The 19,528-nt window shown below is 53.8% G+C and carries 18 protein-coding genes and 1 tRNA gene; 5 read left to right on the top strand and 14 right to left on the bottom strand.

Features of this window, described 5'->3' with window-relative positions:
• Positions 1-14 precede the first annotated feature (14 nt).
• The 4 genes from ACTU44_RS05365 to ACTU44_RS05350 form a co-directional block, all read right to left on the bottom strand.
• Positions 15-1,343: a TRAP transporter large permease gene (locus tag ACTU44_RS05365; RefSeq protein WP_462096866.1), complete on the bottom strand. Its 1,329-nt coding sequence runs from the start codon at positions 1,341-1,343 to the stop codon at positions 15-17.
• Positions 1,336-1,872: a TRAP transporter small permease subunit gene (locus ACTU44_RS05360; RefSeq protein WP_462096865.1), complete on the bottom strand. Its 537-nt coding sequence runs from the start codon at positions 1,870-1,872 to the stop codon at positions 1,336-1,338. Before ACTU44_RS05360 ends, ACTU44_RS05365 begins: the two co-directional genes overlap by 8 nt.
• A gap of 139 nt (positions 1,873-2,011) precedes the next feature.
• Entirely contained in the window at positions 2,012-3,028 is a 1,017-nt protein-coding gene (locus ACTU44_RS05355; protein ID WP_114097943.1) for a TRAP transporter substrate-binding protein, read from the bottom strand.
• Positions 3,029-3,114: 86 nt separating this feature from the next.
• A complete protein-coding gene (locus tag ACTU44_RS05350; RefSeq protein WP_114098052.1) occupies positions 3,115-4,152 on the bottom strand; it encodes a C-terminal binding protein in 1,038 nt (345 codons plus the stop codon).
• Positions 4,153-4,328: 176 nt separating this feature from the next.
• On the opposite strand from ACTU44_RS05350, the gene ACTU44_RS05345 reads away from it, so the two are divergent.
• Positions 4,329-5,024: a GntR family transcriptional regulator gene (locus tag ACTU44_RS05345; protein WP_462096864.1), complete on the top strand. Its 696-nt coding sequence runs from the start codon at positions 4,329-4,331 to the stop codon at positions 5,022-5,024.
• A 383-nt stretch (positions 5,025-5,407) separates the two neighbouring features.
• Positions 5,408-6,379 carry a nucleoside recognition domain-containing protein gene (locus ACTU44_RS05340; protein WP_336080176.1) on the top strand — a complete coding sequence of 324 codons (972 nt, stop codon included), beginning with the start codon at positions 5,408-5,410 and terminating at the stop codon, positions 6,377-6,379.
• 25 nt (positions 6,380-6,404) lie between these two features.
• Here the strand turns inward: ACTU44_RS05340 and ACTU44_RS05335 are convergent, their stop codons facing one another.
• Entirely contained in the window at positions 6,405-7,595 is a 1,191-nt protein-coding gene (locus ACTU44_RS05335; RefSeq protein ID WP_462096863.1) for an alpha/beta fold hydrolase, read from the bottom strand.
• Positions 7,486-8,343, bottom strand: a complete 858-nt coding sequence (locus ACTU44_RS05330) for a hypothetical protein (RefSeq protein ID WP_462096862.1) — start codon at positions 8,341-8,343, stop codon at positions 7,486-7,488. The genes ACTU44_RS05335 and ACTU44_RS05330 overlap by 110 nt, the downstream gene beginning before the upstream one ends.
• Before the next feature lie 315 nt (positions 8,344-8,658).
• Here ACTU44_RS05330 and phaR point away from each other — a divergent pair, with 315 nt between their 5' ends.
• The gene (phaR, locus tag ACTU44_RS05325) at positions 8,659-9,279 is read left to right on the top strand and encodes a polyhydroxyalkanoate synthesis repressor PhaR (RefSeq protein WP_114097939.1); all 621 of its coding nucleotides are present in this window, start codon (positions 8,659-8,661) and stop codon (positions 9,277-9,279) included.
• An 850-nt stretch (positions 9,280-10,129) separates the two neighbouring features.
• Positions 10,130-10,525, top strand: a complete 396-nt coding sequence (locus ACTU44_RS05320; protein ID WP_114097937.1) for a helix-turn-helix domain-containing protein — start codon at positions 10,130-10,132, stop codon at positions 10,523-10,525.
• A gap of 150 nt (positions 10,526-10,675) precedes the next feature.
• On the opposite strand, the gene proB is transcribed toward ACTU44_RS05320, so the two are convergent.
• The 4 genes from proB to rplU form a co-directional block, all read right to left on the bottom strand.
• On the bottom strand, positions 10,676-11,806 hold the full coding sequence (proB, locus tag ACTU44_RS05315; protein ID WP_462096861.1) for a glutamate 5-kinase: 1,131 nt from the start codon (positions 11,804-11,806) through the stop codon (positions 10,676-10,678).
• Positions 11,803-12,840 carry a GTPase ObgE gene (obgE, locus tag ACTU44_RS05310; RefSeq protein WP_114097935.1) on the bottom strand — a complete coding sequence of 346 codons (1,038 nt, stop codon included), beginning with the start codon at positions 12,838-12,840 and terminating at the stop codon, positions 11,803-11,805. Before obgE ends, proB begins: the two co-directional genes overlap by 4 nt.
• A gap of 166 nt (positions 12,841-13,006) precedes the next feature.
• Positions 13,007-13,267, bottom strand: a complete 261-nt coding sequence (rpmA, locus tag ACTU44_RS05305) for a 50S ribosomal protein L27 (protein ID WP_008889409.1) — start codon at positions 13,265-13,267, stop codon at positions 13,007-13,009.
• A gap of 35 nt (positions 13,268-13,302) precedes the next feature.
• Positions 13,303-13,614 carry a 50S ribosomal protein L21 gene (gene rplU, locus ACTU44_RS05300; protein WP_114097934.1) on the bottom strand — a complete coding sequence of 104 codons (312 nt, stop codon included), beginning with the start codon at positions 13,612-13,614 and terminating at the stop codon, positions 13,303-13,305.
• A gap of 450 nt (positions 13,615-14,064) precedes the next feature.
• On the opposite strand from rplU, the gene ACTU44_RS05295 reads away from it, so the two are divergent.
• A tRNA-Ser gene (locus ACTU44_RS05295) sits at positions 14,065-14,154 on the top strand.
• 196 nt (positions 14,155-14,350) lie between these two features.
• On the opposite strand, the gene ACTU44_RS05290 is transcribed toward ACTU44_RS05295, so the two are convergent.
• The 4 genes from ACTU44_RS05290 to ACTU44_RS05275 are packed head-to-tail and all read right to left on the bottom strand — an operon-like array spanning position 14,351 to position 19,452.
• Positions 14,351-15,655, bottom strand: coding sequence for a glycosyltransferase family protein (locus tag ACTU44_RS05290; RefSeq protein ID WP_462096860.1), 1,305 nt, complete (start codon positions 15,653-15,655; stop codon positions 14,351-14,353).
• An 18-nt stretch (positions 15,656-15,673) separates the two neighbouring features.
• Positions 15,674-17,356 carry a glycosyltransferase family 4 protein gene (locus ACTU44_RS05285; RefSeq protein WP_462096859.1) on the bottom strand — a complete coding sequence of 561 codons (1,683 nt, stop codon included), beginning with the start codon at positions 17,354-17,356 and terminating at the stop codon, positions 15,674-15,676.
• A gap of 1 nt (position 17,357) precedes the next feature.
• Entirely contained in the window at positions 17,358-18,293 is a 936-nt protein-coding gene (locus ACTU44_RS05280) for an NAD-dependent epimerase/dehydratase family protein (RefSeq protein WP_462096858.1), read from the bottom strand.
• Positions 18,294-18,324: 31 nt separating this feature from the next.
• Complete coding sequence (locus ACTU44_RS05275) at positions 18,325-19,452, bottom strand: DegT/DnrJ/EryC1/StrS family aminotransferase (protein WP_462096857.1); 1,128 nt, start codon at positions 19,450-19,452, stop codon at positions 18,325-18,327.
• Between the last annotated feature and the right edge of the window lie 76 nt (positions 19,453-19,528).

The raw sequence follows: 19,528 nt of genomic DNA, 5'->3' as shown, positions 1-19,528 counted from the left end.
CTGGAAATAGTGTGCTAGTAAATTGCGATTGCCGGGAAAAGGACCAGAAGACCAACGGCCAGCACCTGAAGGCAAATGAACGGCGCAAGGGATCTGAATATCTCGCCAAGGGTGATATCGGGCGGGGTCACGCTTTTCAGATAAAACGCGGCGGGCCCGAAAGGCGGTGTCAGGAAAGAGACCTGCATGTTCATGGCAAACAGCACGCCAAACCAGACCGGGTCATAACCAAGATGAAGAATGATCGGCACGAAAATGGGCATGGTCAAAAGTGCGATGCCAACCCAGTCCAGAAACATGCCGAGAATGAAAAGGATCAGCATCATGAACAGGATAATCACCATCGGCTCGTCCGAAATACCGGTGATCATCTGTGATATGAAGCGGATGCCACCCATCAGGTTATAGACACCGACCAGTGCGCTTGCACCAATGCCGATCCACATGATCATGCCGACTGTTGCCAGCGTATGCAGGGCCGCATCAAGCAACATGCCAAACGAGAATTCCCGGCGCAAAATCGTGGACAGGATGACACCGGCAACGCCGATGGCAGAAGCCTCGGTGACCGAGGCGATCCCGCCATAAATTGATCCCAGTACGGAAAAAACGACCAGAAACGGCAGAACAAGACCACGCAGCAGCGGCAAGTTATCGCGAAGCGAAACACGTTCTACCGGTGTGGGCGGGGCGGCGTTCGGATCAAGATAGGAACGCAGCAAAATGTAGGCAATATAGAGCCCGGCCAGCATGAAACCCGGCAGGAAGGCTGCTGTAAAAAGATCTCCAACCGAGACATTCGCGGTCAAACCGTAAATGATCAAAACGATGGAGGGCGGCACCATTGTGCCCAGCGATCCGCCAGCACACACAACGCCGATTGCCAAACGCCGGTTATAGCCCAGGCGCAGCATCTGTGGCAGGGCGACGAGGCCAAGCAGCACAATTTCACCGCCAATGATGCCACTCATTGCCGCAAGGATGACGGCAACGAAAATCGTCTGAACAGCGACCCCGCCACGAAGGCGGCCACCAATGAGTTTCATCGCGTCAAACAGGTCACGCGCAATCCCGGAACGATCAAGTATCGCTGCCATCAGCACAAACATCGGCACCGAGACAAACACAAAGGATGAGACGAAACTGTAAACGCGACTGGTGATCAAAGGCACCGAGCCTGGCCCAAACCAGCCCACCGCAAAGATCAGCGCGACAAACAGCGTCACCATTGCCAACGGCGCACCGGTCAGGAGCAATCCGACCAGAAGGGCGAACATCAGCAATGTTCCCCAGCCGATTCCCAGCGCCTTTAGGTTCAGTCCAAGATCAAGAAGGTCAAACATCGTCATGCCCTTGTGGCGCTTTGGGGCCACGTGCGTAATTGAAAGTGAGGATGAGAAACTGGACGCTCATGACAACGAGCACACAGAGCAGGAATATTTTCAAAACTGCGGGCGCAGGTGAGTTCCAGGCGCTGCCGGTGGTTTCCAGAGAGAAACTGCCATCCGGACGGAACATCGCCTTTTTCGCCATCAGCCAAGATGCCCATGCGAAAAACAGACTGACACCCAGGCAGGCGATTGAAATAACGACGTCAAGCGCACGGCGCGCAGACGACCTGACGACATCATAGATCAGGACAACGCGGATATGCGTGTTCCGTGCAACACAGTAGAGTCCGCCAAAGATAAAGGTGACGGCACTTAGAAATATGGTTGTCTCATGTGCCCACACGGTCGGTCGGTTGAACACGTAGCGCAGGAAAACCTCCATGACGAGGATCGCCATGGCTGCGATGATACAAATCGCAAAAGCACGTGCGGCAACGGTGATGGCGCGTCCAAGCCAACCGGCCTGTGGCAGATATTCCAATTGGGGTTTATCCGATTGGGGAAAATCGGGCGTGGCAGGGGTATGATCGGGAAGCACTGACATGGCGGACCAATCGTTTCAAGCGGAGTGATGATCGGGGAGAGGTCCGGGCGCATCACCTGCGCCCGGAAGCATCCTGTCAGTTCAAGAGACCTTGGGATTTCAGATATTCGGTCAGCAGGTCATAGACCTTTTGCGCATTCTCGGAGCTTGCAGCGACTTTTGACCACTGGCCCATGGCAATAGCGCGGAATTTTGCGCGTTCTTCTGCCGGCCAGTTATGCACGGTGATCGAAGGATCTGCGTTGGCTTCTGCCACCGCTTTCAGGTCATTCATTGACAGTCTGGCCACCGCATCCTGGGCAAAGTCACGTACCGAAACGGTCATGATTTCTTGCAGGTCTTCGGGCATCGAGTTCCATTTTTCGAGGTTCATGGCCACTTCGACCAGCGGCATGGAATGGAAACCCGGATAGACGGGGTGAACTGCGACCTTGTGCAGGCCCTGCTGGTGGTTGGTTGAGAACACCGTGGAATCGGCGGCATCAATCACACCTTTATCAAGGGACGTGTAAACCTCGGAATAAGGCAGGTTCACCGGGACAGCGCCCGCGGCGGCAAAGACTTCCTGAATGAGGCCTTCGGGTGCGCGGACTTTCAGACCTTTAAGATCGGCAACACCATCCAGCGGACGGTCAGAAACAAAACCTTCAAGGCCGGTTGTTGTCGCACCGACAAAATGCAGGCCATAGGGCCCTTCAAGTTCGTTCATCAACTCGTACCCGCCGCCATAATTGATGAAGCGGAACATTTCGTCGGGCGAGGCCCATGCACCGATCGGGTTAGCGATCAGACCGAATGCCGGGTCCTTACCTGAGAAATAGCTTACATCGGTGACATGACCATCGAGAATACCGGCACCGACAGCTTCCTGGGTTTCGTTATATTCCACGACCGAGCCAACGGGCAGAAGTTCAATGGCAATGCGCCCGCCCGACATTTTGTGAACGCGTTCGGTCCATTCTTTCTGAATAGCGAAATTGGGATTTCCGGCCGGATCAACCGACTGGAAAGTGAGATCAAATTCCTGAGCCGTTGCGGCTGTGCCGCTGAGCATAAGGACGGCGAGAGCTATTTTCAGATGTGTTCGTTTCATTATATTTTCCTCCCTGTTTACGGCATGTTTTGGTGATCCCATGCCTTTGGACCATTTCGTAAGCAGGATTGCAGGGCGCGCCAAAATCAGGCTGCGCCACTGAAACGTTTTTGCGCCGGTGCATTGACGAGGTTACGCAGCGAGCCGTCCCGCAGATATTGCATCGCCGTTTCAACCGAGAGACGGCGGGCATCAGCGACACTTTCCGGGCTCGACCATGCGGCATGAGGCGTCAAGAACAGTCTTTCGCCAACAATCGGATCTTTGCCATTGGCATAGGCCAGGGCAATGGCGTCTTCAGGTGCTGGCGGCTCTACCGGTAGCACATCAATACCGGCACCGGCTATCGTGCCGCTGCGCAAGGCATCAAGCAAAGCGTCAATATCGACAATTGCGCCACGTGCAGTGTTGATCAGAAGTGCATGGGGCTGCATCAAGGCCAGCCGTTCCGCATTGATCATCTTGTGGCTTTCGGTTGTCAGCGGGCAATGCAAGCTGACCACATCACTTTGCGAAAGAAGATCTTCAAGACGGTCACAGCGGTCAACACCGACGGCGATTTCCGTTCCCCTGGACACCAGCGGATCGTATGCCAGAACGCGCATGCCAAATGCCTTTGCCCGCAGTGCTGCGGCAATGCCAATGCGCCCAAGACCAACAACCCCGAATGTTTTACCGCGAAGGCGCGCCAGTAACGGAGCACGGGCGTGGTCAAAACCGACGCGCGGCGAGTCCATCAGGTTCCTGTGGTAGGAGTTGATGCCACGACGCATGGTCAGCATCAAGGCAATGGCATGATCGGCGACCTCGCTTGTGCCGTAGTCCGGCGTATTGCACACAGGAATGCCCGCCTCGGCTGCCGCATCAAGATCAATGTGATCAAAACCCACACCGGCACGCACGATGATCCGGCAGCGATCAAGCTTTGCAATCACCGCACGGGTGACTGGCATTTCATGCCAAACAACCATCGCATCGCACTTGCCCAGCACATCGGCCGGAATGTTTTCAGGTAAACGTTCCCGGTAAATATCCCAATCGACCTGGTCGCCAGATGTGCGGCGCTCGATCTGCGCATCGTCCGGATATTGGGCATCGGGTGTGAGTAGGCGGAAGCGAGACATATGGACCTCTTCGGGGTTCGTCGGCATCAGGTATCGTTGAATTGTCATTCTAGAATTCTAGAATTTTAATTCCTTGTCAACATTGTTTTTTTGGTGTTTGATAGCCGAACAAAATCATGGGATTGATGGCAAATGGTGCCATCACGCAACTGATCTGAAATTCGAAGGAGAGTGCCGTGTCGCTCACTCAGGAAGCTTGTGAACGACTTCGCGATGCAATCGTGTCGGGCAAATTGGAATTTGGCGAACGGTTGTCCGAGGAACAGATTGCCCGTGCGCTTGGCATGAGCAAAGCGCCTGTCCGCGCGGCATTCACAGACCTGCGCGACATGGGACTGGTCAGCATTGTGCCGCAGGCAGGGACTTATGTGTTCACGCCCACGCCGCAGGAAGTCAAAGAAATGAGCCATTTCCGCGCAATGCTGGAGCGCGAGGCGCTTGGCAGTGCGCTGGCGCGTGATCCTGACGGTCTTGTGCATGGGCTTTCCGCCGCGATCGCGCAAATGCAGCATGCTATTGATGTTGATGAATTCACACTCTATAGCCGCGCGGATAGTGCCTATCACCGGGTAATCCTGCATCACGCCGGTAACCGTTATCTGGAAAAGGCTTATGATCTGACGGCGACTGCACTGGAAGCTTTGCGTGCCCATTTGCAATCGGGCGAAGGGGATTTCTGGCAAAGATCCTTTGCCGAGCATACGCAGATGCGCGACCTGATGGCGAACCGCCAGTTTGATGATGCCCAGGCGCTGCTGGAAGAACATATTCTGGTGATCAACCGGTCGATTTCATTGCCGTCTGCGAACATCAATCAACGCACCAAAAGCCGCCGACGCACCGATGAAGAATATGCCTCCTTGCTTTCGTAATCGCCTTTGGCGCGCTTTCAGAAAACCCGACATCATATCTCCCCTTCCGGGTGTTTGATCCCTGCTTGCGGGGCCTTTGCGCAATCTGGCAGCGCCAATTCATCACTCTGCGCTTCTATATTGCGCATCTTTACGCAAATTCGCCGACCATCGTGCCGTTGCGCGTGGCATGATCGGCGCTGTCAAACACCCTCGCCCACCAGCGACGAATTATCGCCGACAGGTTTGAAAAGCCTGTCAAAGAACGTAATGGACAGACCGGCATCTTTGCCCCAGAGATGCCGGGATGACTTTTGATCGCCCCGACAGGCCCCACCCGCCCGACGCCCGAACGGCATGCGGCGGATCTTGCACGATGGACAGAAGCCCCGATGACACGCGCCATGCAACGTTATGTTTTTGATCTGATCAATCGCAGCCAGCAGCTTTTTGTCACCCTGGTGAAGGTCATGCTGCCGGTGATGATCATTGTCCGCATTGCCGAGGAATTTGGCGCGATTGAAGTGGCGTCCGATCTTTTGACCCCGGTCATGGCGTTGATCGGACTGCCGCCAGAAGCCGGGATCATCTGGGCGACTTGTGCGCTGGTCAGTATGTATGGGGCGGTTGGCGCATTTATCGGGCTTTCGGCCCATCTTGATATGACCGCCGCACAGCTGAGCGCACTTTGCGCCATGATGCTGTTTGCCCACGGGCTTCCGGTCGAACAGGCGATTGTCAAACGTGCCGGTGCCAGCCTGATTGCCACCACCGCCCTTCGGGTCGGGGCGGCCATCGGGTATGGCGCGCTGGTGACATGGGTCAGCAACATGACCGGCTGGCTGTCCGAACCGGTTGATTTTTCATGGATGGCAGGCAGCGACGTTGCCCAAGCCGCAACCGGCCTTGCCGGATGGGGTGACTGGGTCGTTCAGACCATCAAATCACTGATTGTCAGCTTTGTGGTGATTACCGGGCTTCTGGTTGTGCTTGATGTCATGAAGGTCACCGGCCTGACCGACAAATTCACCCTTGCCCTGTCGCCGATCCTTCGGGTTTCGGGCCTGTCGCGTGAAGTTGCACCGGTCACGACCATTGGCGTGTTGCTGGGTCTGACATTTGGCGGGGCGCTGATCATTGATGATGCGCGCAAGAACAATTACCCGCCGCGTACACTTTTCCTGTCGCTGAGCTGGTTGTCGCTGTCGCATTCCCTGATCGAGGATACGGCGATCATGCTGGCCCTTGGCGCGGACATCTGGGTGGTGCTGGTCGGGCGGGTGATCCTGACATTGATCATCATCGCCCTTCTGGCGCGCCTGACCATCCGGTGGGATCGCAAATCCGATGAACTGGTGACAGATACACCGGGATGACTGTGTCGCCGGGTTGAGGCAGCGATCATGCCCCGGCGAGCCATTTTGTCACCGGTTCCCATGTTGATTTTTCCGCGCGCGAGCCGACCATCATGCCGATGTGACCGGCCGATGGATGAAGCTCGGTCCGCAATTCTTCCGGGAAGACGTCAAACAGGGCCTGCGCACTTTCGGGCGGAACGATGCGGTCATTTTCCGGAATGACTGCCAGCACCGGACAGGACAAATCCGCCGGGTTGATATCAATCCCGTCAATCTGCCATTCGCCCTTGGCCGGTTTGTTTTCGACATACCAGCCGATCAGGCAATCAATCGACACCCGGCGTGTTAAGGGCACGCCATCATTCAGCCAGTCTTCAAGGGCGACGAAGTCCTGGGCCTTCGTGGACCCGGATGCCATTTTTTCGAAGCGGCGGAACTTTTCGCCGATCATGAAAGGGTCGAGGCTGGCAAACAGGCTTTGCAGCACATCGACCGGCAGGGTGTCGTGAATGGCCAGCATATGGGGAAGCGACGGCGCAAAGGCCGCAGCAATACGCGACTGGGTCGGCCCGGCGGCCATGAAGTCCCATGGCGTTGCCAGCAGGACAAGTTTTGACACCTGTGCCGGGTCCAGAAGCGTTGCCGCCAATGCCAGAACCCCGCCCATGCAATAGCCGACCAGCGGCACCGGGCCGCCATTCATGTCAGCAACATCCTGAAGGATGGTGACCAGACGGGCGGCGATATAATCATCAAGGCCAAAATTGGCCTCGTCCATGCCGGGATAGCCCCACTCGACCAGAAGCGGCCGATAGCCACATTTGGCAAGATAGCGGGCAAAGCTGCGCTTTTCATTGAGATCAAGGATATAGCCGCGATTAACCAGCGACGGGACCAGAAGGACGATCTTGCCCGGTTTCTGATCCTTTTTCGAGGTCAGCCCGCCATAGTCATAAATGCAGGTCGATCCGTCTTCCCAGATGACGGGGATGTCCTTGCGCACGTCATCCCGCGGCCGTTGATAGGGATGGCGCTGATAGGCCCGCACGCCGTCATGAAACCCGGCATGCCGGTCAAAGGCGACACGATCAAGCGCCTGGGCAATATCATCGGGATGGAAGGCCTCAATCTCGCTCAGGAGGCTTTCCGCCTGTTGCTTCAGTTCCGGCTTCCAGGGCAGCAATTGTTTCAGAAAGATCGGCAATGCGGCGCGCGAGCTGAGCCAGCTCGTCATCTCGACTGCCATGTGCATCGGAAGCGGCCTTGGCCCCGCCCGCTTCTTGCTTTGTCTTTTTGGTGGAAGCGGCTTTTGTTTCAGTGGACTGATCATTCTTCCCCTGCCCCTTTGCAGCATTTTTTGCAGCGCGCGTCTTTTTCGCGCCTTTGGTCGATGGCGCTTCACCGGCACTGTCAGCATCTGTACTGGCACCGTTCGCTGGCGGTGTTGCGGACGGTGTTGCAGACGGGGCCTCGCCCTTATCGCTTCCTGCCCCGGTCATGCCTTTCATACCGGTCATGCCTGCCATCGCCGCCATATTGGGCGGGAACGGCACGCCCCCCGGGAACGGTTGAGTTGGCAGGTCGCGCGCGGCCTTTGCCATCTGATCCATCATCGCCATCAGCGGATTGGCATTGCCCATCGCCCCGGCAAACGGATTGTCAGCCCCCATCGTGCCCAGACCAGCATTCGCCGCACCAGCGTTGAAAGCACCGGCATTGACCGGCTGGCCCATGGCCATCTGCCCGATCAGCTTGCCCCAGGCTTCGAACCCTTCGCCCATGCGCGTGGTATCGGCACCGAGCGATGCATAAAGACGCCCGATGGCACTTGCCGCATCGGCGCCATCGGCGGTCGCGGCGACCTGTTCACGCCACAGGGCGAGAAAACGGGTGGCGAGCTGTTCGAGTATTTCATCATCGGATGATGATGGCGGCCCGTCACTTTGGTCCGGGCTGTCGGGGTGATCCGGGTCGGTGGTCATTGGCGACACCTTTTTTTGTTCCCTGATGAGAAGCCTTTGTATCAGGAAATACTATAGATCGTTACCCGGCGGGGGAAAGGAAATCCCGTGCTGCGCAGCAACAAACCGTATCGCAACTTGTTTTTCGCACCGCACTTCGCGTTGAATACTGGACACATTGGAAAAATCGCGGCACTCTTGTCGTCTTCTGAGCGAATGCAAAATCGAAAATGCTGCGCAACATCGTAAATTGTGCACACGCAAATCAGGCGAAATACATCGCCAAACAAGTTCGCCAGACGAACGTCCGGGAAACAGGGAAGCAGGAAAAACGCCATGACCACCAAGAAATCAGATGATCAGGACCGCATCGTAATCAAGAAATATGCGAACCGTCGCCTCTATAACACCGCGACCAGTTCCTATGTGACGCTTGATCACCTTTCCCAGATGGTCAAGGACAATACCGACTTTGTGGTTTATGACGCCAAATCGGGCGAGGACATTACCCGTCCGGTTCTGACCCAGATCATTGTCGAGGAAGAGAACAAGGGGCAGAACCTTTTGCCGATCAGCTTCCTGCGTCAATTGATCGGGTTCTATGGCGACAGCCTTCAGGGACTTGTGCCAAGCTATCTGGAACAGGCGATGCGCGCCTTTGGACACAATCAGGAACAGATGCGCGAATATATGCAGGGTACCATGCAGGGCATTTTCCCGTTTGGCCAGTTCGAGGAAATGAACAAGCAGAACATCGCGCTGTTTGAACAGACCATGAAGATGTTCTCGCCGTTCCTGCAGGAAAATGAAAATGGCGGCCAGCCAGGTGCGACACCGACCAAGCCGGCAGCCCCGGCAAGCGCGCAGTCCGATGCTTCGCTCAATGAGCTGAAAAGCCAGCTTGAAGCCATGCAGGCGCAGCTTAACAGCCTGGCGGGTGGTAAAACCGACAAATAAGATCTGATCAGACCGATCACGGAATTTCCAGGGGCGGGGTTGCCAAAGGCACCTCGCCTTTTTTGTTGCCTGCATCCCGATATCAGGGGGCGTTGGCAACGCCCCTTGATCGCACGGCTGTTCTTCACGCTGTGCCAACCGCAGGGTCGCCAAGATGTGACTCGACCCAACCGCCAATACGGCACCAATCCTGCATAAACTTTTTGTTAACCCTTTTAACCCGCCCGGCAGCGCCGCAAGGCGGCAATTTTTGCCGGGTATAGACCGGAAACGCATGGAGTCCCGAACAAGACAGGCAGTTTTTAACCCCGAACGCTAAAATGACATGACCGCGATCACTCCGATACCCATGCAACCGGCCCGCAGGAATCCGTCTGCGAGTACCGGAACGGATGGTCCTGCCGGGATCGGACACCAACAACTTGCGCGCATTTCGCCTGTCAGGGAAATCACGCAGAATGGTGGCGCGTGGCTGCAACCCCATGATCTTGTGGGCAGTGCAGCATTCTGGACCCAGCTTTTGGGGCAACTTTTACCTCAGGAAAACCTTTTGCAACCGCCGGTCATTCAGGAAATGCATGCCAGCTATGCACGGCACTCCAAACCATACAGCGTAGAAACCAACGTCTTTTTTTCGCCTTCTGCACTAGACAAAGACAGCTCAATTGACCTATATAGCTAGCTTCTGGCGGATTGCTGTAAAGATTATCTGACCAAAGTTCAGATACGGGTCATCAAATCGCAGTGCTAATTTGGTGCTGCGACGGGGTGGTCATTGGGCATAAATCAAACAAGCTCAACAGCATCCAAAGTGGGGATCTATAACTGGCGGTTGATAACGGATTATAAAATGACTGAGATTGCTGAACTCGAAGAACCGAAGCGCGCAAACCGTGCTACTGACACTGATCGTTATGTTGGTCAGCGTATTCGTGAACGTCGCATCATGCTGGGCCTTTCCCAGCAGCAGATGGCCGACCTGATCGGCGTCACCTACCAGCAGGCCCACAAGTATGAGCGCGGTATCAACCGTATCTCTGCCGGTCGTCTGTATGAAATCTCCCAGGTCCTGGGTGTTCCGGTCAGCTATTTCTACGAAGGCCTTGATGGCAATCAGGAAACCGAGCTTAACGCACGTCAGCGCATGTGCCTTGAGCTGGCGCGCAACTTCGCGAGCATCAAGCATGAAAAACATCAGGAAGCCCTGAGCCAGATGGCTCGTGCTCTTGCTGATCAGGCTGCCTGAGTTCGTTCCGAACTTCAGTGCCACCGTTAAAAAGGCTGCCCCTGTAAAAGCGGGCGGCCTTTTTTTTATGACTGCCTGATCAAGACAAACCCGGGCATAAAAAAAGGGGACGCAAACGCATCCCCTTTGATCATCAGATAACGATATCGCCTAGCTTCCGAGCATCACCAGATCATCGGAATGGATCACGGCATTGCCACGGGTAAAGCCAAGGGTGGCTTCGATATCGCCCGATGCATGGCCCATCAAAAGACGGGTTTCTTCCGCGCCATAGGATGTGATACCGCGCGCAATCTCTGTACCATCGGCATCAAGGACACGCACGGCATCCCCATGCTTGAAGCGGCCGTCAACACCGGTAATCCCGGCAGCCAGAAGGTTCTTGCCTGCGGCCATTGCCTTGGCCGCACCGGCATCGACAATGATCGCGCCTGTGGCCTTGAGCGAGGTCGCAATCCAGTGACGGCGTGCCGCAAGCGGGCTTTCGCTTGGCAGGAAGACGGTATTGGGTGCGCCGTCAAGCTGGGCTTTCAGCGGATGATAGATGGTGCCACGTGCTATAAACATGCGGCACCCGGCTTTCATGGCAATTTCAGCGGCCTGAAGCTTGGTGACCATCCCGCCGGAGCTGTACATGGTCGGTGCGACACCGGCCATATCAAAGATTTCCGGGGTCAGTTCGCGGACTTCGGGGATCAGGGTCGCATCCGGGTTCTTGCGCGGATCGGCGGTATAAAGACCGTCGATGTCAGACAGCAACACCAGCGTATCGGCCGAGATCATATGGGCAACCTTGGCGCCAAGACGATCATTATCGCCAAAGCGGATTTCCTCGGTCGCGACTGTATCGTTTTCATTGATCAGCGGTACCGCACCACGGGCCAGAAGCGCATTGAGCGTGCCGCGCGCATTGAGGTAACGCCGACGGCCTTCCATGTCCTCAAGGGTCACCAGCACCTGCGCCATGGTCAGGCCGTTGCGGCCCAAGGCCTCCTGCCAGACCTGTGACAGGCTGATCTGGCCAGTGGCGGCGGCGGCCTGCTTGTCGGCAAGGCTGATCGTACGGTGATCAAGGCCGAGCAAACGACGCCCAAGGGCAATCGCACCGCTGGAGACCACAATCACCTCGACCCCGCGTTCACGGAGAAGGGCGATATCATCTGCCAGTGCCTCAAGCCAGGCACGGCGCAGCTTGCCAGTATTTTCATCGACCAGAAGGGCCGAGCCGACCTTGATGATCAGGCGTTTTGCATCACTTAGCGAAGCGTGCTGGGTGCTCACGGCTGGAACCCCTCATCCTCGCGACCTTCCATGATGCGGCGTTCGCGTTCACCATCGATATAGGCACGAATTTGACGGTGGATATCCTTGATGCCCTGCTGGGTCACACCGGAAACCACATAGACCTTTTTGCCGATGCCCTTTTCAAGGATCTGGCGCTGTTCCTCGACCATTTCCGGCAGGAGCTGATCGGCCTTGGACAGAACAACGATCTCGGGCTTGTCGATCAGGATATCGGCATAGCTTTCAAGCTCTTCGCGCACGGTCTGATAGGTTGCGACCGGGTCTTCCTCGGCACAGTCGATCAGATGAACCAGAACTTCGCAGCGTTCGATATGACCAAGGAAACGGGTCCCGATGCCCTTGCCTTCGGAAGCCCCTTCGATCAGGCCGGGAATATCGGCCAGAACGAATTCCTTGTCATCGATGCTGACGACGCCAAGCTGCGGATGCAGGGTGGTGAAAGGATAATCGGCGATTTTCGGACGCGCATGCGAGGATGCGGCAAGGAAGGTCGATTTCCCGGCATTTGGCAGACCGACCAGACCAGCATCGGCGATCAGCTTCAGACGCAACCAGACCCACATTTCCTCGGCCGGCCAGCCTTCTTCGGCACGGCGCGGCGCCTGGTTGGTGGAGGATTTGAAATGGGTGTTGCCACGACCACCATCCCCACCACGGCAGAGCATATAGGTCTGCCCCGGCTCGATCATGTCTACAATCAGGGTTTCACGGTCTTCGGCCAAAACCTGTGTTCCGACCGGGACCTTGATCGTGATGGATTTGCCTGAACGACCGGTGCGCTGACGGCCCATGCCATGCATGCCGACTTCGGCCTTGAAATGCTGCTGATAGCGGAAATCGATCAGGGTGTTGAGGTTTTCGACCGCCTCAAGAACGATGTCGCCCCCGCGACCGCCATCGCCACCATCCGGGCCACCATACTCGATAAATTTTTCACGGCGGAAGCTGACCGAACCGGCACCGCCGCGGCCACTGCGCACATAAATCTTGGCTTCATCGAGAAACTTCATAACCGGTCCTTTGGGCTGCGCCCGCTTTTTGGATATTGGCACCCCGGCGCGCGGTGATCGCGCATCAACAGGGCGTAAAATTCATATAACACATAAAACAAGGGAGGAATGATTGCTCATTCCTCCCTCGAAAATCTTGCTACGTATGGCGTAGCCGACGGGAGGCTTACGCCTCTGCCGGAACGACGGTAACGTAGGTACGACCCTTGAAGCCCGACTTGAACTGGACAGAACCGTTCACAGTCGCAAACAGGGTGTGGTCTTTGGCGAGGCCAACATTGTCACCGGCATGGAACTTGGTGCCACGCTGACGAACGAGGATGTTGCCTGCTACAACTGCCTGACCACCGAATTTTTTAACGCCGAGACGGCGACCTTCGGAGTCACGACCGTTGCGCGAACTACCACCAGCTTTCTTATGAGCCATGAAACTCTCCTAAAACTGCATCTCAACCTGATAAATCAGGCGTTGATGTCCTTGATGCGCAGAACAGTCAGGTTCTGGCGATGACCATTTTTACGACGGTAGTTATGCCGGCGCTTTTTCTTGAAAACGATCACCTTGTCGCCCTTGGCCTGCTCGAGAACTTCTGCAGTGACAGAAGCACCTTTGACCAACGGAGCACCAACTTTCGGCGCACCGTCGCCAGCAACCATGAGAACTTCTTCAAGTTTCACGGTGTCACCAGCCTGGGCAGCGATCTTTTCGACTTTGATAACGTCGTTGGCAGCAACTTTATACTGTTTGCCGCCAGTTTTGATGATTGCGTACATCTAAAAGTTCCTGAAAAACATTCTGGAAACACAAACGCGCAGCTCGGTGCCGCTGCTAACAGATACCGAACCGCTGCGAAGAACGGGTGAATTACCCCTTTTGACCGCCAGAGTCAACAATTGAGTCAACCGCAAAGCGACGCAAACCCGCATATTCCCCGGTGATTGCGCCACCATCAAGCGGGCATCCGCCCTGCGCCGAATGCATGGCCGTGCCCGACATCCCGATTGCGCAAAAGTGACAAATGAAATCGCCAGTGAAATCAGCAATCACAATCAACCGGCGACAATCGAAAGAAGATCATTCAACCGTGCAATCAAACCCGCCGCGAGGCCCGACCCCGCCGCCGGTGAGAAATCCATAAAAGAGTCACCGATTTTGCGATTTCCCTCTTGCAATATGGCGCGAGGACCGTTAAACACCGCCTCGAACGCCAAGACCACACATGCGGAGAGGTGCCGGAGTGGTCGAACGGGGCGGTCTCGAAAACCGTTGTACTAGCAATAGTACCGTGGGTTCGAATCCCACCCTCTCCGCCATTTCCCCTGAAGTTAAGAAGGCCATATGCTGGCTGAGAAGTTCACCGTGAACCTCACATACTTAGCGCCAACACACTATCCGCTGGCAGTTTACTCGCATTAAATTTACGACGTTTTTTGCTATCCCCAGATAGATCGCGGGTCAACCACAAGGGTGTTTTCGCGCATTCCACCAATCAGCAATACGGTTCGATTTCTAATCGGTGCTCGCTGATACACTCTTGGAGTGAGCAACACAGGTGGGAGAAATACCGACCGCACGATTTATACGATCGAAGACCTTACCCACGCTTGCAACAGAGTGATGTCTTTCGGCAAAGGCTCTGGAACGACGGCCAATGCCACCCAAATGAGCGCGTTTATCACCAGCAAACTGACGCAAGACTTCCTTAATATTACGCACATTCGCATCAATCAAAGGAAGCTCACCAGGCTCAATCAAACCCGCCTCAACATACAAATCATGGTATTCCTGACGTACATGACAGATAACCGGCTTCCCGAGCGCCATACTCTCCAGCGAGAACATCGCATACCAGCCAATCACCAGCTGATCGACAACAATATCAACTGAACGGATTAAGTCCGGCATCTCTGTATTGGGCACACCTTCTGCAAGCACCAACTCAATATCACAGCCCTCAGATTTCAGCTCTTCAACCGCCTTCAGAATGTGACTGGTACCTTTTAGGTTACGGTGGTTAGGCGCATGTAGCAGCCTTAGAGCAGAGCCAGACTCCTCATTTTTCGCCGACGGAACAAGCGCGTCGGTATCAATGACAAAATGGGATAACATCAACGTATCCCAATAATACATATAATCGACCCAATCACAGCCCGAAACAATGTGGTCAGCACCGCGCGTCCACCAGTCAACAAGCGATGCAGTTCGACGCATTGTCAAGCGACTGCTTGGATAGTCCATAGCACATGCATGCGTCATAGCTTTGTTCTTTGCGCGGGTAAGAACCTGTACGTCTGCACCAAATGGCATTATCACAGTTCTGATCCCGGCCAAGCGTAGCAAGAACGGTTCACAGCATGCCAATATCGTTGTAAAGCCGAGCGGACCACCGCTAAAGTAAGTGTAAATACATTTATAGCGAAACAAGACTAGAATGTACGACACGTATGGCCCTAACGCGCGCGGGCAAAATCGACCAATATTGATGTCAAATTCCTGAGTAAAATACCAAGTGTGATAGACAAAGGTCTCACAGCGGTATCCGTAATGCTCCATCGCCTTCTTATGGTAGCGGCTGTTTATGATAGGCAACGGACCGAGACCGACATCCACCGGCTTTGGAAACAGACGCGAGAGAAGAGTAACAAGCAGCAACGGAAGCAAAACAATCAGATCGACAACGAAATAAACCGCGCGAACAAACAAGTAACGCTCATAACCAGCGCGCCCCGAGTAAAAGCCTTTTTTTTTCTCTACACGGATAGAAACAACGGCACTGTCAGAGGTTTTTTCTTGCTGTTCAGAAGAATTTTCCATGTCAGTCTTTCGTGGCATTCAGCTGGGGCGTGCTTGGGGCGCACTGCTGTTCGTTGAGGCGAGAACTTCTTCATAAACCTTCAAGTGGTTTTCAATCACTTTACTCGAATGATGATAGTTATCAATCCAATCGCGCGCTCTGTTTTTGAAGTTGTCCCGCCATTCAGGCTGCAAGGCCTGAACGACAGAAGTCGCAATATCTTCTACTGTTTCAGCAGATAGTACTGGCGCAGGCACCGGGAATAACCAAGCCATTTCCTTGGGACGATAGCTCGAAACCAGAGGGACACCAGCAGCAAGCGCTTGAGGTACTGTCGAGCCGAATGCAGGCAGAATCATCTGATCAAAAACAACATCGGCGGCAAGAATGTACTTGATCATGGTGATACGGCACATTGTGCCCTTCCAGATCACGTCCCCGGTACAGTCAAGTTCCGCGAGCAATTGTTGGCTTTTTTTGATATCCGAGCCCCAGTTAGCCATCAACATCTTGACGCGCCCATGCACCCGCTCCTTGATCAAAGGCAAAGCACGGATGTACATATCTGTACCTTTGACATCCCAATCGTGACGTGCTGGACAGAACAGAACCACGTCAGCATCAATTTCGTCGCGAATTTTTTTCACATCCTGCGAATAGTCCTTACGATGTTGATCTATATTAATCGGATGCAATGCAGCACTATAATTCGTTATGCCAAGTTTGTCGGCATAATCGATACAGTCACCATTCGTAATAAAAGTATGATCAGCCTTGCGGTATGCCAGGGCTGTTAGCTGGTGGTATGGGTTATCACCCATGGTGAAATCACGCAGAGTTCCGTGCTCGAAGGCAACATAAGGTCGCTTTTCTGAAAGTAACGCCTGAATTGGCTCTGTGCCATAACACTGCACGATGTCGTATGGCTGAAACATTTCAGAAAACATATGCGTCGTTGCCATGAAGGGAACTATGTCCACCGGCTTCGGCGCTTGACGACCGGGAAAACATTCTTCAAACATCTGCACGAACTTGATGTACTTTTGATAATCAGCGCTTCCGCTTTTTTTCCGCTTCGAGAGGACGGCCCAAACTCGTGAAATCTTTTCTTTCGTACTTTTGCTGAGGTGCGGGGAGGCCTTGGCAACTGCAATCCTGATGACTTTTGACCGAATCTTTGTCAGCAAAATGCCCGGATGACAAACGCCAAGCGTAATAAGATGAGATGCTTCTTTTGCCCATATCGGCTCCACGCGGAGAAGCTTTAACATAAAGCGCCAGAACTTCAGGACACCTGCTGCTATCCATTTCTGTAAATGGTATTTGAGAAATATCAGCTTATTTGAGTTGTACCGTAGCTTGATATATTCAGAGCACACAGGCAACGGACCGCTGATAAACCATTCCGGATATTCAAAATCCTTCACATCGCGCTTGTCAAAGACAGGATCGAAATCATCACTATGTCCATGAAAAAGTTCCACGTCTTCCCATTCAGGGCTCGCCATGACGTGCGTATAGTCACGTGAAACAACATCCGCTTCCACCCCGACCGAACGCAAAAACTTTGCATTGAGATACGCGTTTGCTGCGATGTTGCCGAGATGCAACACACGCAATGGCCGTCCATTTTTTTCTTCGAAAGACCGAAGCCACGCCAAACCGCTTTTATAGGTGTCTGACATTTCCATCGACACTTCACTACCTGCCCGCTCAGCCACCTCAATTCTTCTCCTGACTCGCTTCATGCTTACTCAGCATGAGATCTAGTCCTTGTCGGACACCAATTTCAGGGCGCGTCAAGAGACGGGACATTTTTTCGATGTTTCCAATGATATCATCGGGAGAGCGGGATTGATCAATGTCGAAACTCGGAGAATGGCCAGTTCTTTCACCAATCAACTCTCCGACCTGACGCATCGAGACCACTTCCGGACCAGCAACATTGATAATTTGGCTTTCGTCCAACTCAAGAGCAGCTTCGACCGCTGCTGCAGCATCGGTCACATAAACTGGGTTGAAGCGCAGTCCATCACGTTGCTGAAGTTGGATAGACGCACCATCCCGAACACAATTAATCAGCCTAGGAATTAGCATGAATGGACGCTGCTCCGGCCCATATATAAAGAAGAAGCGAAGGATCACCACGGTCATCGTATCACGATAGGCACCAGCTAGAAGCTCTGCACAACGCTTGGTTGCCAAATAGTGATTGAAAGAAAATGTATCCTTCAGTGGCGTGTTCTCGCTAAAGGACTTAGCATCATTATAGATTCCTCCACTTGACGCTAAAACGATCCTCTTCACACCATTCTGCTGTCCCCAGCCCAGCAGTTTCTGGGTTGAAGCGATATTGACATCAAAAACGTCCTGAGCACTATCCGGGAAGTTACGGTAACCGGCCGATTGCGCAAGATGAACAATCGTTTCTGGAACAGGTATGGACGAAAAATCGGGTGTTCCGCTTAGATCCTGGACAAGCGGCTCAAGGCCCCCAGGCACCCCACTTCCAGGCATGTTGCGAAAAACTGGATATATTACACGTTTCCCACCTATCAACTGTTGAAGTACTGCGCGCCCCAAGAGTCCGCCACTTCCGGTTACCAGAACACTTCCTTTTACTGTATCGAGCACTGGATTATTGGAACTAGTTTGCATCCAAGCTCCCCCTTATATTTTTTTTGCCAGTCTAGCTCGACAGAATCTGTTGTTTTAAAACCTTTACAACGCGTGCGATATCGCTTTCTCGCATTCCGGGGAAAATAGGCAAAGTTATCGTGGTATCCTCACACGTTGCAGCGATCGGAAAGTCTTCCGGTTTGAAACCGTATTTTTGCACGTAATAACCCAAACGATGCACAGCGTGTGTGCCCGGACGGGTTTGAATCTTTTCGTCCTCGAAAGCTTCCATAATGGCATTTCTTTTGTCGCGACCACCTTTGAGCACGCGCACGACATAAGACTGATAGCTGTGCCCCTCACCAGCACCAACAAGCGGAAGGGCCAACTCCTCCACGCCAGAGAGAAGTTCCGTATAGTGCGCAGCAGCAGCCCGGCGATCGGCAAGCAGTTTTTCGACTTTGTCCATCTGAGCCAAGCCAACAGCAGCCTGAATGTCCGAAAGTCTAAGATTATAGCCAAGCGCATTGAACTGGTTCATCGACCATGGGCGAACCTCCGTGTCAAGTGGAGAAGATCCGTGATTGCGAAGCACCGCGACCCGTTTGGCAAGGTCATCGTTGTCGGTCGTAACCATTCCTCCTTCACCGGTTGTCACAACCTTTCTAGGATGGAATGAAAAACATCCAATGTCGCCAATGGCTCCTACGGGCTTGCTCTTGTAGAGAGAACCAGTTGCACAAGCAGCATCTTCGATAACGGCAATGCCTCGCGGACGCGCAATGGCCAGAATCTCATCCATATCTGCTGCAAGACCGAATAGGTGAACCGCCACAATCGCTTTCGTCTTTGAAGTTAATGCGGCTTCCAGTGCGACGGGATCAATATTGTAAGTATGCGGATTAACATCGACGAAAACAACTTTTGCACCGACATACTCTGCACAGTTTGCAGACGTGATCCATGTAAAGGCAGGTACAATAACCTCGTCGTCCGGACCAAGATCCAAAGCCAGTGTAGCAAGATGCAATGCAGCTGTGCACGAAGTTGTTGCCAGTGCATGGGAAACACCATGATATGCACCAAAAGCTCTTTCAAATGCTGCCGTTTTCGGACCCTGAGTAACCCACCCAGAGGCCAAACATTCTTTTACCTGTTCGATTTCCTGATCGTCGAAGTAAGGATGAGTTATATTCATCAGATTGCCTCATACAAAATATATAAATTGCAGTCAGATATTAGATTAAGATGATACACACAATCTGCAAATTTCA

Source organism: Thalassospira sp. SM2505, assembly GCF_054901115.1.
Note: the sequence above shows the minus strand (reverse complement) of the source record. Positions and strands in the feature narration are given on the sequence as shown.

Coding starts and splice junctions, on each gene's coding strand:
- ACTU44_RS05340 (WP_336080176.1), top strand. CDS start 5,408: ATGCAACGTTATGTTTTTGATCTGATCAATCGCAGCCAGCAGCTTTTT.
- ACTU44_RS05335 (WP_462096863.1), bottom strand. CDS start 7,595: ATGACGAGCTGGCTCAGCTCGCGCGCCGCATTGCCGATCTTTCTGAAA.
- ACTU44_RS05280 (WP_462096858.1), bottom strand. CDS start 18,293: ATGCAAACTAGTTCCAATAATCCAGTGCTCGATACAGTAAAAGGAAGT.
- obgE (WP_114097935.1), bottom strand. CDS start 12,840: ATGAAGTTTCTCGATGAAGCCAAGATTTATGTGCGCAGTGGCCGCGGC.
- ACTU44_RS05365 (WP_462096866.1), bottom strand. CDS start 1,343: ATGTTTGACCTTCTTGATCTTGGACTGAACCTAAAGGCGCTGGGAATC.
- ACTU44_RS05275 (WP_462096857.1), bottom strand. CDS start 19,452: ATGAATATAACTCATCCTTACTTCGACGATCAGGAAATCGAACAGGTA.
- rplU (WP_114097934.1), bottom strand. CDS start 13,614: ATGTACGCAATCATCAAAACTGGCGGCAAACAGTATAAAGTTGCTGCC.
- phaR (WP_114097939.1), top strand. CDS start 8,659: ATGACCACCAAGAAATCAGATGATCAGGACCGCATCGTAATCAAGAAA.
- ACTU44_RS05355 (WP_114097943.1), bottom strand. CDS start 3,028: ATGAAACGAACACATCTGAAAATAGCTCTCGCCGTCCTTATGCTCAGC.
- rpmA (WP_008889409.1), bottom strand. CDS start 13,267: ATGGCTCATAAGAAAGCTGGTGGTAGTTCGCGCAACGGTCGTGACTCC.
- ACTU44_RS05350 (WP_114098052.1), bottom strand. CDS start 4,152: ATGTCTCGCTTCCGCCTACTCACACCCGATGCCCAATATCCGGACGAT.
- ACTU44_RS05320 (WP_114097937.1), top strand. CDS start 10,130: ATGACTGAGATTGCTGAACTCGAAGAACCGAAGCGCGCAAACCGTGCT.
- ACTU44_RS05330 (WP_462096862.1), bottom strand. CDS start 8,343: ATGACCACCGACCCGGATCACCCCGACAGCCCGGACCAAAGTGACGGG.
- ACTU44_RS05290 (WP_462096860.1), bottom strand. CDS start 15,655: ATGGAAAATTCTTCTGAACAGCAAGAAAAAACCTCTGACAGTGCCGTT.